This window comes from Nocardiopsis sp. MT53 (genome assembly GCF_019598965.1).
Classification (GTDB): Bacteria; Actinomycetota; Actinomycetes; order Streptosporangiales; family Streptosporangiaceae; genus Nocardiopsis; species Nocardiopsis changdeensis.
Genome location: NZ_CP080599.1, coordinates 2,535,876 through 2,550,237 on the forward strand (window position 1 = coordinate 2,535,876; position 14,362 = coordinate 2,550,237).

Below are 14,362 nucleotides of genomic sequence, written 5' to 3' on the forward strand. Positions count from 1 at the left end.
CGGGGAGTCAGAGCGTGCCCGCGGGGACGATCCAGGAGACGGGCTGGCCGGTGACATCCGCGATCAGGTCGTAGTCCTTGTCGTAGTGGACCACGGTCGCCCCGTGGACCTCGGCCGTGGCCGCGATGATCAGGTCGGGCAGGGCCCGCCGGTGGTGCCCTTTGCGGGCAAGGTCGTGCTGGACCTCCAGGGCGCGCCGCATCGCCTCGTTGCCGGTCTCCAACCAGGGCAGGAGGCCGTACTGCTCCTTGAGGCGCTCGTAGTCCCTTGTGTTGCGGGCAGAGTAGAGCAACTCCAGGGCGACCATCTCGCACATGGCGATCGATCCGCCGGACGAGACGAGGCCGTGCAGGCGCTCCCGTGCTTCGGGGCTGCGCCGCACCATCTCGTAGGCGGACTTGTCGACCAGGTACAGGGTCAGCGCCATGCCTCGCCCATCGTCTGTTCGTCCAGGTCCAGGTCCAGGTCGCCGATGAGATCGATGAACCGGTGCGACCTGTGGCGGGCGGCGATCTCGCGGAGCGCGCGGTTGACGGTCTCGACCTTGGTGGTGGTGCCGAGTTCCTCGGCGGCTGCGGCCAGTGCCTCCTCGTCGAGGTCGATGACGGTTCGGGACATGGAGATCACCTCTTGGTTGATATCAACATGGCTTCTTTGATGATATCTCCTCTGGCGGTTTCTGGGTGTGGTTTCTGCCTTCGGCAGTAAGGGCTGGCGCACACGCCCGGCGGAGGGCCAGACTGCGGTTCATGAGACTTCTGGTACTGGGCGGCACGGAGTTCGTCGGGCGGGCTGTGGTCGAGGACGCGCTGGAACGGGGGTGGGACGTCACCGTCCTGCACCGGGGGACGCGGCCCGCGCCCGAGGGGGCGACCGTGCTCCACGGCGACCGGCTGGCCCCCGACGGCCTGGCCGCGCTGGAGAAGGGCGAGTGGGACGCCGTCGTCGACACCTGGTCGGCGGCGCCCAGGGTGGTGCTGGAGGCCGCCCGGCTGCTGGCCGACCGGGCGGGGCACTACACCTACATCTCCAGCTGCTCCGTCTACACCTACCCCTCGGCGGCGGGCTCGGACGAGTCCTGGCCCACGGTCGACGCCGACCCCGGGGCCGACGGCACCGAGTACGCGGCGGACAAGCGCGGCGGCGAACTGGCCGTCGAGGCGGCCTTCGTCGACCGCTCCCTGTTCGTGCGGGCCGGGCTCATCCTCGGCCCCTACGAGAACATCGGCCGCCTGCCCTGGTGGCTGAACCGGATCGCCCGGGGCGGCCCCTTCCCCGCGCCCGGCCCGGCCGACCTGCCGATCCAGTACGTGGACGCCCGCGACCTGGCCGCCTGGACCCTGGACGCCACCGAGGCGGGGCTGTCCGGGCCGTTCAACCTGGTGAGTCCGCCCGGGCACGCCACTGTCGGCGAGCTGATCGACGCCTGCGTCGCCGCCACCGGCTCCGGGGCCGAGCCCGTGTGGCTCACCCCCGAGCAGGTCGCCGCGGCGGAGGTGGAGCCGTGGTCCCAGCTGCCGGTGTGGCTCCCGCCGGGCGAGCTGCACGACTCCCTGCACGGCAACGACGTCTCCAAGGCGGTGGCCGCGGGGCTGCGCTGCCGCCCGGTCGCCGAGACCGCCGCCGACACCTGGGAGTGGCTGGTGTCCATCGGCGGCACCGCCCCGCAGCGCCCCGACCGCCCCGCGGTGGGCCTGCCCGCGGGCGCCGAGGAGCGCCTGCTGGCCGGACGCGCCTGACACGCGCGCGGGGGCCGCCCGGTCCGGGCGGCCCCCGCGGTCGGGTCCTACTCCGCCGGCGCGCCGAGCGGTCGGGACGACACGACCAGCCTGTCGGCGGCGTCGTTGACGTCCACCACCACCGTGTCCCCCTCGGTCAGCGCGCCCGACAGCAGCTCGCGGGCGAGCGGGTCGCCGATCGAGGACTGCACCAGGCGGCGCAGCGGCCGGGCCCCGTAGTTGGGGTCGTAGCCGGTCATCGCCAGCCACTCCCGCGCCCCCGGCGTCACGTCCAGGTTCAGGCGCCGGTCCGCCAGGCGGCGGGCCAGCTTCTCCACCTGGAGGTCCACGATCCGCGTCAGGTCCTCGATGGACAGCGCCTCGAACATGATCACGTCGTCGAGCCGGTTGAGGAACTCGGGCTTGAACGTCGCCCGCACCACGTCCATGACCCGCTGCTCGCGCGTCGCCTCGTCCAGGGTCTGGTCCACCAGGAACTGCGAGCCCAGGTTGGAGGTGAGGATGAGGATGGTGTTGCGGAAGTCCACCAGCCGCCCCTGGCCGTCGGTCAGCCGGCCGTCGTCCAGGACCTGGAGCAGGGTGTCGAACACCTCGATGTGGGCCTTCTCCACCTCGTCCAGCAGCACCACCGTGTACGGCCGGCGGCGCACCGCCTCGGTGAGCTGGCCGCCCTCCTCGTAGCCGACGTACCCGGGGGGCGCGCCGACCAGGCGGGACACCGAGTGCTTCTCGGAGTACTCGCTCATGTCGATGCGGACGATCGCCCGCTCGTCGTCGAACAGGAACTCCGCCAGCGCCTTGGCCAGCTCGGTCTTGCCGACGCCGGTCGGCCCCAGGAACAGGAACGAGCCCGTCGGCCGGTCGGGGTCGGAGATGCCCGCGCGCGCCCGGCGCACGGCGTCCGCCACGGCCACGACGGCGGACCGCTGGCCGATCAGCCGCCGGCCCAGCTCCTCCTCCATGCGCAGCAGCTTGGAGGTCTCGCCCTCCATCATCCGCCCCACCGGGATGCCGGTCCAGGACGAGACCACCTCGGCCACCTCGTCGGCGCCGACCTCGTCCTTGACCATGGAGTCGGTCTCGGCCTCGGCGGACTCCTCCGCCTGGGAGGCCTCCTCCAGCTGCTTCTCCAGCTGCGGGATCTCCCCGTACATCAGCCGGGACGCCGTGGCGAAGTCGCCCTCGCGCTCGGCCAGCTCGGCCCGGGTGCGCAGCTCGTCCAAGTGGCCCTTGAGGTCGCCGACCCGGTTCAGGCCCGCCTTCTCCTGCTCCCAGCGGGCGACCAGCCCGTTGAGGCGCTCCTGCTTGTCGGCCAGGTCCGCGCGCAGCCGCTCCAGCCGCTGCCGGGACGCCGGGTCCGACTCCTTGTCGAGCGCCATCTCCTCCATCTTCAGGCGGTCGACGGTGCGGCGCAGCTCGTCGATCTCCACCGGGCTGGAGTCGATCTCCATGCGCAGCCGGGACGCCGCCTCGTCGATGAGGTCGATGGCCTTGTCCGGCAGGAAGCGCGCGGTGATGTAGCGGTCGGACAGGGTCGCGGCGGCCACCAGCGCCGAGTCGGAGATCTGCACCTTGTGGTGCGCCTCGTAGCGGCCCTTGAGCCCGCGCAGGATCGCGATGGTGTCGGTGGCCGTCGGCTCGCCCACGAACACCTGCTGGAAGCGGCGCTCCAGGGCGGGGTCCTTCTCGATCCGCTCCCGGTACTCGTCCAGCGTGGTCGCGCCGACCATGCGCAGCTCGCCGCGGGCCAGCATCGGCTTCAGCATGTTCCCGGCGTCCATGGACCCGTCGCCGGAGGCCCCGGCGCCGACCATGGTGTGCAGCTCGTCGATGAACGTGATGACCTGGCCCTCGGAGTCCTTGATCTCCTGGAGCACCGCCTTGAGGCGCTCCTCGAACTCGCCCCGGTACTTGGCGCCCGCCACCATCGCCGACAGGTCCAGGCTGATCAGCCGCTTGCCGAGCAGGGACTGGGGCACGTCGCCCGCGACGATGCGCTGGGCCAGGCCCTCCACCACGGCGGTCTTGCCGACGCCGGGCTCGCCGATGAGCACCGGGTTGTTCTTGGTGCGGCGGCTGAGCACCTGGATGACCCGCCGGATCTCGCCGTCGCGGCCGATCACCGGGTCCACCTTGCCCTCGCGGGCCCGCTCGGTCAGGTCGACGCCGTACTTCTCCAGCGCCTGGTAGGTCTCCTCGGGGTTCTCCGTGGTGACCCGCCGCTTGCCGCGCACCCGCTCGAACGCGTCGAGCAGCGCCTCGGGCGTGGCGCCGGAGTCCTTGAGCAGCCGGGCCGCCTCGCCGCCGTCGGCGGCCAGGCCCACCAGCAGGTGCTCGGTGGAGACGTACTCGTCCTCCATCTGCTGCGCGCGCTGGGCGGCGGTGTTGATGGAGACGATGAGCTGGCGGGAGGAGCCGGGCGAGGCCGCCGTGGACCCGGTCACCCGGGGCAGCGCGTCGACGGCCTCGTCGACCCTGTCCTTGAGCCGGTCGGGGTCGGCCCCGACCTCCTTGAGGAGCGGGCGGGTGACGCCCTCGGCCTGGTCCAGCAGCGCGGTCAGCAGGTGCACCGGCTCGGTCTGGGGGTTGCCCTTGGTGGTGGCCAGGCGGATGGCCACCGACAGGGCCTCCTGGCTCTTCTGGGTGAGCTTGTAGTTCATGTGCGGTGACTCCTTATGCAAGCCGTGTCACGCAGGGTGATGTGTCGCGGCCGACCGGACCCCGTGCCCCCGTGCCGGGCCGGCCGTCGCGGCCGTCAGGCCCCGTCGCCGCCGATCCGGTCGGGGCCGGGGCCCTCCTGTCCGGAGTCCCTCCGCTGACCATCGTCCTCGGCGGTGTTGAAGATCGTCACGCGGGTGCGCCGGACCAGTTCGCCGCGCACCGCGGTCCCGCTCTCGGAGCGGGGCGGGCGGGCCCGCCGGGCCACCGCCCGGCGCGCCGCCTCCAGTTCGTTGGCGAGGTGGAACACCTGCTCGCGCAGCTGCTCCGCCTCGTGCTCCAGTTCCAGGATCCGCTTGATCCCGGCCAGGTTGATGCCCTCCTCCTGCGACAGCCGCTGCACCTCGCGCAGGGTCTGCACGTCGCGCATGGAGTAGCGCCTACCGCGTCCGGAGGTCCGGCCCGGGGACACGATCCCCAGCCGGTCGTACTGCCGCAGCGTCTGCGGGTGCATGCCCGCCAGTTCGGCCGCCACGGATATCACGTAGACCGGCGCGTCCACGCCGAAGGAGTCGTTCATCGGTCTCACGCACCCTTCGCCCGCGCTTCGAGCCCGTCGCGCGGGTCGTGGTCGGACGTCGCCGCGCGGAACTTCTCCAGGGCCTCGCGGGCATCGCCGTTGAGGTTCTTGGGGACGGAGACCTCCAGGGTGACGATCATGTCGCCGGTGGTGCCGTCCTTGCGGGTGGCGCCCTTGCCGCGCACCCGCAGCTTGTGGCCGTTCTGCGTGCCCGGCGGCACCTTGACCGTCACCGGGAAGCCGCCCAGGGTCGGGATGCGCACGTCGGCGCCGAGCACCGCCTCGGGGAACGTGACCGGAACGGTGATCGTGACGTTGTCGCCGCTCCTGCCGAACACCGGGTGCTCCTTCACGTGGACGACGACGTACAGGTCGCCGGCGGGCCCGCCGTTCTCGCCCGGCGCGCCCTTGCCCTTGATGCGGATGCGCTGGCCGTCGGCCACACCGGCGGGGATGCGCGTCTGGATGGTGCGGGTGCTCTTGCCGCGCCCGCTGCCGTGGCAGGTGTCGCAGGGGTCGTCGACGACCAGGCCGCGCCCCTTGCACTCGCTGCACGGCTCCGACAGGGAGAAGCCGCCGAGGTTGGTGTTCTCGTGCCCGGTGCCCGAGCACTTGGGGCACATCCGCGGGGCGGTGCCCGCCTTGGCCCCGGTCCCCTTGCAGGTGGGACAGGGCGCCTCGCTGGCCAGCTGGAAGGAGCGGGTCACCCCGTCCGCGGCCTCGCGGAAGGTCAGGGTGGCCTCGGTCTCGACGTCGGCGCCGCGCCTGCTGCGCGTGCCGGTGCCGCCGCGGCCCCGGCCGCCGAACAGGCCGCCGAAGAGGTCGCTGAGCCGCTCGCCGCCGGTGCCCCCGCTACCGGCGGTGCCGCCCTGGCCGAACAGGTCGCTCATGTCGAACCCGCCCGGACCGGTCCCGCCGCCGGGCCGGTACGAGCCGCCGAACAGGGACCGCGCGTCGTCGTACTCCTTGCGGCGCTTGTCGTCCGACAGGACGTTGTACGCCTCGGAGATCTCCTTGAAGCGGTCCTCGGCCTTGGGGTCGCCGGTGTTGGCGTCGGGGTGGTTCTCGCGCGCCAGCTTGCGGTAGGACGACTTGATCTCGTCCTTGGAGGCGGTCTTTGAGACTCCGAGGACCTTGTAGTAGTCCTTCTCCAGGTAGTCCTTGGTGCTCATCGACTGGGTGCCTTCTCCCGCTGCTCTGATCGCGTCCGATGTTTCCAGGTGGTCCCGGATCGCCCGGGACCGGGGTCGGCTCTGCGGGCCACCCGTGGGTGGCCCGCAGAGCCGCGGGTCCGACCGCTACTCCTCGGCCCTGCCGCCGGAGTCCTCCGCGTCGCCGGCGGGCGCCTCGGCGGAGCCGGACTCCTCGGAGCCCTCCACCGGGTCGCCGACGACCACACGGGCCGGGCGCAGGATCCGCTCGCCCATCCGGTACCCCGGCTGGAAGACCTCCACCACCGTCTGCACCGAGATCCCGGGGACCGGGACCAGGGTCAGCGCCTCGTGGACGTTCGGGTCGAAGTCGTCGCCCTGCTCGGCGAACCGCTCCAGGCCCAGCTTGGCGACCGCGCCCTCCAGGGCCTCGCCCACCGCCTTGAACCCGCCGGTGAGCTCGTCGTGGTCGCGGGCCCGGCCGATGTCGTCGAGGATCGGCAGGAGTTCACCCAGGACCTGGGCGGTGGCGACCTCCCGGACGGCCACCCGGTCCCGCTCGACGCGCTTGCGGTAGTTGGAGTACTCCGCCTGCACGCGCTTGATGTCGTTGGTGAGCTCCACGACCCGCTCGTCGGCGTTGATCGCCTCGGACACCACCTGCTCGGGGGTGTCGGGGATCTCGATCCCCTCGACCTCCTCGGCGTCGGCTCCGGTGTCCGCCCCGTCGTCGGCCCCGGCCTCCGGGGCCTCCTCGGGCTCCTCCGCCGCGGCCCCGCGCACCTCGCCGGTCTCCGGGTCGATGCGGCGGTTGTCGCGGATCACCGGGCCCCGGCGCTCCTCGCCGTCGCCCGCGCTGCCGTTCGCGTTGTCAGACTGCGCCATCTGGGACGCGCCCTCCTTCCTCTCGGCCGAAGCGGGTCAGGACCGGTCGCCCTTGTTGTCCTCGTCGACGATCTCGGCGTCGACGACGTCGGCGTCGTCCGCCGAGGCGTCGGAGGCGGACTCGCCGGCGGCACCGTCGGCGCCCTGCTGCTGGCCCTGGCTGTAGATCGCCGAACCGATCTTCTGGCTCGCCAGCGCGACCTTCTCGCTCGCCGTGCGGATGGTGTCGACGTCCGACCCCTCCAGGGCGGTCTTCAGGTCGGCCAGCGCGGCCTCGGTCTCCGAGCGCACGTCCGCCGGGATCTTGTCCTCGTTGTCCTTGATGACCTTCTCGGTCTGGAACACGAGGGACTCGGCGTTGTTGCGGACCTCGGCGCTCTCGCGGCGCTTGCGGTCGTCCTCGGCGTACTGCTCGGCCTCGCGGACCATCTTGTCGATGTCGTCCTTGGACATCGCCGAACCGCCGGAGATGGTGACGGACTGCTCGCGGCCGGTGCCCAGGTCCTTGGCAGTGACGTTGACGATGCCGTTGGCGTCGATGTCGAAGGCCACCTCGATCTGCGGGACGCCGCGCGGCGCCGGGGGCAGACCGGTCAGGTCGAAGACGCCCAGCTTCTTGTTGTCGCGGGCCATCTCGCGCTCGCCCTGGTAGACCTGGATCTGCACGGACGGCTGGTTGTCGTCGGCCGTCGTGAAGATCTCGGAGCGCTTGGTCGGGATGGTCGTGTTGCGCTCGATGAGCTTGGTGAACACGCCGCCCTTGGTCTCGATGCCCAGGGACAGCGGGGTCACGTCCAGCAGCAGGACGTCCTTGACCTCGCCCTTGAGCACGCCGGCCTGGAGCGCGGCGCCGATCGCCACGACCTCGTCGGGGTTGACGCCCTTGTTGGGCTCCTTGCCGCCGGTCAGCTCCTTGACGAGCTCGACGATGGCGGGCATGCGGGTGGAGCCGCCGACCAGCACCACGTGCTCGATCTCGCTCAGGCTGATGCCCGCGTCCTTGATGACCTGCTGGAACGGGATCTTGGTCCGCTCGACCAGGTCGGCGGTCAGCCGCTGGAACTCGGCGCGGGTGAGCTTCTCGTCCAGGTGCAGCGGGCCCTCCGCCGAGGCGGTGATGTAGGGCAGGTTGATCTGCGTCTCGCTGGAGGAGGACAGCTCGATCTTGGCCTTCTCCGCGGCCTCGCGCAGGCGCTGGAGCGCCATCTTGTCCTTGGAGAGGTCCACGCCGTTGGCGTTCTTGAACTTCTCGACCAGCCAGTCGACGATCGCCTGGTCCCAGTCGTCGCCGCCCAGGTGGTTGTCGCCGTTGGTGGCCTTGACCTCGACCACGCCGTCGCCGACCTCCAGCAGGGAGACGTCGAAGGTGCCGCCACCGAGGTCGTAGACGAGGATCGTGGCCTCGTCCTCCTTCTCCAGGTGGTAGGCGAGGGCGGCGGAGGTGGGCTCGTTGATGATGCGCAGGACGTTGAGGCCCGCGATGGTGCCGGCCTCCTTGGTGGCCTGGCGCTGGGAGTCGCTGAAGTAGGCGGGGACGGTGATGACGGCGTCGGTCACGTCCTCGCCGAGGTAGGCCTCGGCGTCGCGCTTGAGCTTCTGCAGGATGAAGGCGCTGATCTGCTGGGGGTTGAAGGTCTTGTCGTCGATCTTCACCGTCCAGTCGGTGCCGATGTGGCGCTTGACCGACCGGATGGTGCGGTCGACGTTGGTGACCGCCTGGCGCTTGGCGACCTCGCCGACGAGGACCTCACCGTTCTTGGCGAAGGCGACGACGGACGGGGTGGTGCGGGAGCCCTCGGCGTTGGTGATGACCGTGGGCTCACCGCCCTCCAGGACCGCGACACAGGAGTTCGTCGTACCGAGGTCGATTCCGACCGCACGTGCCATGTTGCTTCCTCCGTCAAAGTTGAGTCGTTCGGGCGTAAGTTTGCTTCGTCCGGCGAGGGTTGTCAAGTCAGTTGAGTCGAGGAGACTCAAGTTACTTTCTACGACCTGACAACGAGCGACCCTGCGGGGTTGTTCCCGACTCCGGCGGGTTTCACGAGGAAGATGACGGAACCCCGGGGGAACCCGGGGGGATCCTTGACCGTGACTCGGGGTCGACCCCGGGGAGAACCGGGGACGGGTCGGGGGTGGTGTGCGCACCACCCCCGATACGGGGGGCCGCGACCCGCGAAAGGGGTGCGCGCGGCCCCGACGGGACGGGGGCCGCGGCCGTAGCTTCGGGACATGGACACAACCGCCCACCCGTCGCCCTCCACCACCCTCAACGGACGCCTTCGGCGCGGTCCCGCCCACCCGTCGCCCTCCACCACCCTCAACGGAGAGCCTTCGGCTCACCCCTTTTCCCACTCGTCTCCCTCCACCGCCCACCTCCGGCACGGCTCTCCCGCCCCCCGTCCCTGGCCCGTACAGCTCCTCGCCGACACCCGGCACACGCTCCTCGGCCTGCCCCTCGCCGTGGTCTCGTTCTCCCTGGTCGTCACCGGCCTGGCCGCCGGGCTGGGCGCCGCGGTCGCCGGGGTGGGGCTGTTCGTCCTGGTGGGCACCCTGTACGCGGCCCGCGGGATCGCCCACGTGGACCGGATCCGCCTCGCCGACCTCACCGGCGGTCCCGTCCTGCGCGCCCCCTACCGCGCCCCCGCCCCCGGCGCCGGACCGCTGCGCCGGGCACTGGCCCCGCTGGCCTGCGGGCGCAGCTGGCTGGAGGCGCTGCACGCGGTGGTGCGTTTCCCGGTCGCCCTGGTCGCCTTCGTCGTCACGGTCACCTGGTGGGCCGGCGCGCTGGCCGGCCTGCTCTACCCGCTCTGGGGGTGGTCGCTGTACACCATCCCCGGGTACACCGACCTGGGCTCGCAGCTGTCGATGGACCACCCGCTGGTCGCCACCGCCCTGCTGCACATGGCCGCGGGCGCGCTGTTCCTGCTCACCCTGCCCGCGGTGGTGCGCGCCTGCGCCTACGCCGACGCCTCCGTCGGCCGGGCGCTGCTGCTCCTGCCGGAGGACCCCCGGGTGCGCGTGTACACCGCCCCGGCGGACCGCGTCCCCGCCGGGGTCTGACCGTCCGGCCCCGGGGCCCCGGCCCCGGTGCGCGCCCGGCCCGGCGTCCTTCCCCGGTGCCGCCCGCCCTGGAAGACTGGGGAGCGGACGCACACGGACTCCCGAGAGGCGGCACCGATGACGCAGGGCCCCGGGCGGCCGCTCCTGGCCGAGGACGTCATGCTCGTCCTGTTCCAGCCCGCCTCGGGCACGATCGCCGGCGAGAACACCCTCTTCTACGTCCTGGGGGGAGCCGTCCTCACCGAGCTGGGGGCCGGGGGCCACGTGGCGGTCGGCGGCCCGGGCCCGGGCGGCGCGCGCGTCGAGGCGGTGGAGGGTGGCGCCCCGGCCGACCCGCTCCTGCGCTCCGGCTGGGACCACGTCGCCACCGGGCCGCGGAGCGCCGGGACGGTGCTCGCCGCGATCGGCCCCCGCCTGCGCGGCCCCGTGCTGGACCGCCTCGTCGAGCGCGGCGACATCCGCCGTGTGAAGCGCAGGACCCTCGGCCTGTTCGACTCCACGGCCCTGGAGGACGGCGGCGGCCGCCGGGCCGGGCTCGTCGAGGGGGTCCGCGCCGTCCTGGAGGACGGGGCGCCGCCGGAGCCGCGGGTGGCCGCGCTCGCGGCGCTGGTCTCGGCGAGCGGATCGCTGCCGCAGTTGCACCGGGAGATCCCCTGGAACTCCGAGGTCATCGCCCGTGCCAAGGCGCTCGAACGGGGCGACTGGGGCGCCGGGGCCGCCGCCGAGGCGGTGGCCCGCACCACCACCGCGGCCGTCGCCGGCTCCGTGGCCGCGGCCCTCGCCGCCGCGAACGCGCTCCCCCCGCAGGGGTGACCCGCCGCTCCGCGCCCGTCGGCCCCGGCCGGCGGGCGCCGTCGTGCGGGGCCGGTGGGATGACCGATGCCGGGCGGTGCGGGGGAGCGGTGGAATGGGCGGACGCGGTGCGCGCGGGGGTGCCGCGGGGCGCCGCCGCGGCGCGTGTCACGGGGTGAACAGGGTGGACCCGCGTGGTTTCGTTGCGGCAGGAGTCACTAGCGTTGCCCCTGCGCGGTCGGGGTTTCCCGCAGAGCCGGTGGCCGTCGCATGATTACCCGCTAGTAACATAGATTTCGACCGCCGGTGTGTGGCGCACCGGCCGACGCAGCAGGATGGGAGGCCACGGGCGATGCTGTACCTGACACTGGGCATCATCACCTCGGTCCTCGCCGTGGTCGCCTTCACCATGTTCGGTCTGGCAGTCCGCCAGATCGTGCGGACCGTGAACGTGGGCCGACCGGTGGAGGCCGAGCGCAAGGGGCCGTTCGGACAACGGCTCACGATGGCGATCATCGAGATCGTCGGCCACGGCAGGATGCTCAAGCGGCCGTGGGTGGGTGTGGCCCACTGGTTCGTGATGGTCTCCTTCCCCCTGCTGGTCTTCACGGTCATCGAGGCACAGGGCGAGGTCTTCGACCCGCACTTCCACCTGCCGTTCATCTACGACTGGACGGTCTACGGCCTGGCCATCGAGCTGATCGCCGGGGCCAGCCTCGTCGGCATCCTGGGTCTGACCGCGTACCGGGTGCTCAACCGCCCCGCGCGCAAGGGCCGCGACTCGCGGTTCATGCACTCCAAGCAGTGGACCGGCTACTACGTCGAGGCGTACATCATCGGCCTGCTCCTCGCGATCTTCGCGATCCGCGGGCTCAAGGTCGCCACGGACACCTTCCCGTTCCCGGTCTGGGCCACCCCGATCTCCCACGCGGTCGGCGCGGTCATGCCCGGCGAGGCGGCGGTCGCCGACCCCGCGATCGCCCTGATCGCGGCGTTCAAGCTGATCATCAGCTACGCGTTCTTCATGGTCCTGGCGCTCCAGCTCACCATGGGCGTGGGCTGGCACCGCTTCATCGCCCCGGTCAACATCTACTTCAAGCGCAACGCCGACGGCTCCCCGTCGCTGGGCGCCGCCAAGCAGATGATGAACAAGGACGGGAGCGCGCCCCTGGACTTCGAGGAGGCCGACCCCGACGAGGACCCGTTCGGCGCGGGCAAGATCGAGGACTTCACCTGGAAGGGCCTCCTCGACTTCACCACCTGCACCGAGTGCGGCCGCTGCCAGTCCCAGTGCCCCGCCTGGAACACCGGCAAGCCCCTTTCCCCGAAGAAGGTCATCCTCGACCTCCAGCGGCACGCCTACGAGAAGGCCCCGTACCTGCTCCAGGGCATCAACGCCGAGACCCTCGCGGAGAAGCCCGACGACAGCCACGCCGGCGTCGACGTCCTCGCCCTCCTGGAGAAGCCGCTGGTCGGCACCGAGGAGGAGGGTGGCGTCATCCACCCCGACGAGCTGTGGTCCTGCACCAACTGCGGCGCCTGCGTCGAGCAGTGCCCGGTGGACATCGAGCACATCGACCACATCCTCGACATGCGCCGCTACCAGGTCATGGTCGAGTCCAACTTCCCGTCCGAGGCCAACACCCTCCTGAAGAACCTGGAGAACAAGGCCAACCCGTGGGGCATGTCCGAGGACAAGCGCATGGACTGGATCGAGGAGCTGGCCTCCCAGGAGAACCCGGTCGAGGTGCAGGTCGTCGACGACAAGCTCGACGCGGACACCGAGTACCTGTTCTGGGTCGGCTGCGCCGGCGCCCTGGAGGACCGGGCCAAGAAGACCACCAAGGCCATCGCCGAGCTGCTGGACATCGCGGGCGTCAAGTTCGCCGTCCTGGGCGGCATGGAGGCGTGCACCGGCGACCCGGCGCGTCGTCTCGGCATGGAGTACGTCTTCCAGATGCTGGCCCAGCAGAACGTCGAGACCCTCAACGAGGCCGGCGTCACCAAGATCGTGGCCAGCTGCCCGCACTGCTTCAACACCCTCGCCAACGAGTACCCGCAGCTCGGCGGCACCTACGAGGTCGTCCACCACAGCCAGCTGCTGGCCAAGCTGGTGGACGAGGGCAGGCTGACCCCGGTCGAGTCCATCGACGAGAACATCACCTACCACGACCCGTGCTTCCTGGGCCGCCACAACAAGGTGTACACGCCGCCGCGCGACATCATGGCGAAGGTGCCCGGCGTCAAGACGCAGGAGATGCACCGCCACAAGGAGCGGGGCTTCTGCTGCGGCGCCGGCGGCGCCCGCATGTGGATGGAGGAGCGGATCGGCAAGCGCATCAACACCGAGCGGGTGGACGAGGCGCTGACCACCAACCCCGACACCGTGTCCACCGCGTGCCCGTTCTGCCAGGTCATGCTGGGTGACGCGATCAACGAGAAGAAGTCGCAGGGCGAGGCGAAGGAGACCCTGGAGGTCGTCGACGTCTCCCAGCTGCTGCTGCGCTCGATCAAGGGCGGCAAGCCGCAGGAGGCCGAGCCCGCCGACGCGTAGAGTCGGCCGGACTCGGCACGGGGGCGCTCACCGAGGGGTGGGCGCCCCCCGCGTCTTCTCGGAGCGGAGCAGCAGCAGGGCCAGCACCGCGATCCAGGCGAATCCGACCAGCAGGGACGCCCGCTGATAGAGCCCGCCCACGGCGACCAGGCCGGGGTTCTGCTGGAAGCCGGCGCTCGCCCACAGGAAGCAGGCGAAGAAGGCGGCCGCGGTGAGCACCGAGTACCCGGCGACCACCCAGCGCCGGTCGGCCAGGGACCGCAGGGCGTAGAGCACGCAGGCCAGCGGCAGCCCGAAGAAGAACAGCGCGGACGCCGCGTCGTGCAGGACGCCCAGCGGCGTGTAGACCAGCTCGTGGGGGGTGCCCGGCGGGTAGCCGCTGACCGGGTCGGTGCGGAACAGCCCGGCGCCGACCAGGCCGGCGCCGCACAGGCCCAGCAGCCACGGGACGGGTCCGGTGCGGCCGACGCGGCCGAGCTCGCGCCCGGCGCCGACCGCGAAGGCCGTGAGCAGCGCGCCGGTGAGCAGGAAGTTCAGCACCTGGACCCCGCCCGCCCCGTTGAGCGCCAGCGAGCTGATCGGGTGCCGGGCCAGGGAGTATTCGGGCCGCAGCAGACCCGCCAGGGTGGACACCCCGAGGAAGAGGGGGCCTGCGGCGACCCCGCACCACAGGAGCCCGCGGTTGGGTGACATGGACATCCTTCGTCGTCGTGGACAGGGGGACCACAGTAGGCTCGGCCCCGCCGGTCCGGAAAGTCCGGTCGCGGCCCTTTCCGGATGGAGCCGGCCGCCGGTCGTCAGAGGAGATGCCGCGGGGCGGCCGTCGGTTGGGGGACCTTCCCCGGGACCGGGGGCCGGACGGGAACTCCAAATAACGGACCGTTTACGGTACGGGCGTTCGCCGGCCCGTATATGCGGAACTGCGGAAAGGCCGAAAACCACG

The 14,362-nt window shown here is 71.7% G+C and carries 12 protein-coding genes; 4 read left to right on the top strand and 8 right to left on the bottom strand.

What is annotated here, in order from left to right:
* Positions 1-7 precede the first annotated feature (7 nt).
* Both K1J57_RS11175 and K1J57_RS11180 read right to left on the bottom strand, forming a co-directional pair.
* On the bottom strand, positions 8-427 hold the full coding sequence (locus K1J57_RS11175; RefSeq protein WP_220564373.1) for a PIN domain nuclease: 420 nt from the start codon (positions 425-427) through the stop codon (positions 8-10).
* Positions 418-618, bottom strand: coding sequence for a type II toxin-antitoxin system VapB family antitoxin (locus tag K1J57_RS11180; protein WP_220564374.1), 201 nt, complete (start codon positions 616-618; stop codon positions 418-420). The genes K1J57_RS11175 and K1J57_RS11180 overlap by 10 nt, the downstream gene beginning before the upstream one ends.
* Before the next feature lie 131 nt (positions 619-749).
* Here K1J57_RS11180 and K1J57_RS11185 point away from each other — a divergent pair, with 131 nt between their 5' ends.
* On the top strand, positions 750-1,739 hold the full coding sequence (locus K1J57_RS11185) for an NAD-dependent epimerase/dehydratase family protein (protein ID WP_220564375.1): 990 nt from the start codon (positions 750-752) through the stop codon (positions 1,737-1,739).
* Between the two features lie 47 nt (positions 1,740-1,786).
* On the opposite strand, the gene clpB is transcribed toward K1J57_RS11185, so the two are convergent.
* The 5 genes from clpB to dnaK all read right to left on the bottom strand — a co-directional run bounded on the left by clpB (position 1,787) and on the right by dnaK (position 8,900).
* On the bottom strand, positions 1,787-4,399 hold the full coding sequence (gene clpB / locus K1J57_RS11190; protein WP_220564376.1) for an ATP-dependent chaperone ClpB: 2,613 nt from the start codon (positions 4,397-4,399) through the stop codon (positions 1,787-1,789).
* Positions 4,400-4,494: 95 nt separating this feature from the next.
* Positions 4,495-4,977 (bottom strand): heat shock protein transcriptional repressor HspR, encoded by a 483-nt coding sequence (locus K1J57_RS11195; RefSeq protein WP_220564377.1) that lies wholly within the window; start codon positions 4,975-4,977, stop codon positions 4,495-4,497.
* Between the two features lie 5 nt (positions 4,978-4,982).
* A complete protein-coding gene (gene dnaJ / locus K1J57_RS11200) occupies positions 4,983-6,149 on the bottom strand; it encodes a molecular chaperone DnaJ (RefSeq protein ID WP_220564378.1) in 1,167 nt (388 codons plus the stop codon).
* A gap of 126 nt (positions 6,150-6,275) precedes the next feature.
* Complete coding sequence (gene grpE, locus K1J57_RS11205; protein WP_220564379.1) at positions 6,276-7,013, bottom strand: nucleotide exchange factor GrpE; 738 nt, start codon at positions 7,011-7,013, stop codon at positions 6,276-6,278.
* Between the two features lie 36 nt (positions 7,014-7,049).
* Positions 7,050-8,900, bottom strand: a complete 1,851-nt coding sequence (gene dnaK, locus K1J57_RS11210) for a molecular chaperone DnaK (RefSeq protein WP_220564380.1) — start codon at positions 8,898-8,900, stop codon at positions 7,050-7,052.
* 342 nt (positions 8,901-9,242) lie between these two features.
* Between dnaK and K1J57_RS11215 the strand changes: the two genes are divergently transcribed.
* The 3 genes from K1J57_RS11215 to K1J57_RS11225 all read left to right on the top strand — a co-directional run bounded on the left by K1J57_RS11215 (position 9,243) and on the right by K1J57_RS11225 (position 13,419).
* The gene (locus K1J57_RS11215; RefSeq protein ID WP_255646967.1) at positions 9,243-10,073 is read left to right on the top strand and encodes a sensor domain-containing protein; all 831 of its coding nucleotides are present in this window, start codon (positions 9,243-9,245) and stop codon (positions 10,071-10,073) included.
* A gap of 117 nt (positions 10,074-10,190) precedes the next feature.
* Positions 10,191-10,886 carry a GPP34 family phosphoprotein gene (locus tag K1J57_RS11220; protein ID WP_220564381.1) on the top strand — a complete coding sequence of 232 codons (696 nt, stop codon included), beginning with the start codon at positions 10,191-10,193 and terminating at the stop codon, positions 10,884-10,886.
* 331 nt (positions 10,887-11,217) lie between these two features.
* Positions 11,218-13,419 carry a (Fe-S)-binding protein gene (locus K1J57_RS11225; protein WP_220564382.1) on the top strand — a complete coding sequence of 734 codons (2,202 nt, stop codon included), beginning with the start codon at positions 11,218-11,220 and terminating at the stop codon, positions 13,417-13,419.
* 27 nt (positions 13,420-13,446) lie between these two features.
* On the opposite strand, the gene K1J57_RS11230 is transcribed toward K1J57_RS11225, so the two are convergent.
* On the bottom strand, positions 13,447-14,112 hold the full coding sequence (locus K1J57_RS11230) for a DUF998 domain-containing protein (protein WP_255646968.1): 666 nt from the start codon (positions 14,110-14,112) through the stop codon (positions 13,447-13,449).
* Positions 14,113-14,362 lie beyond the last annotated feature (250 nt).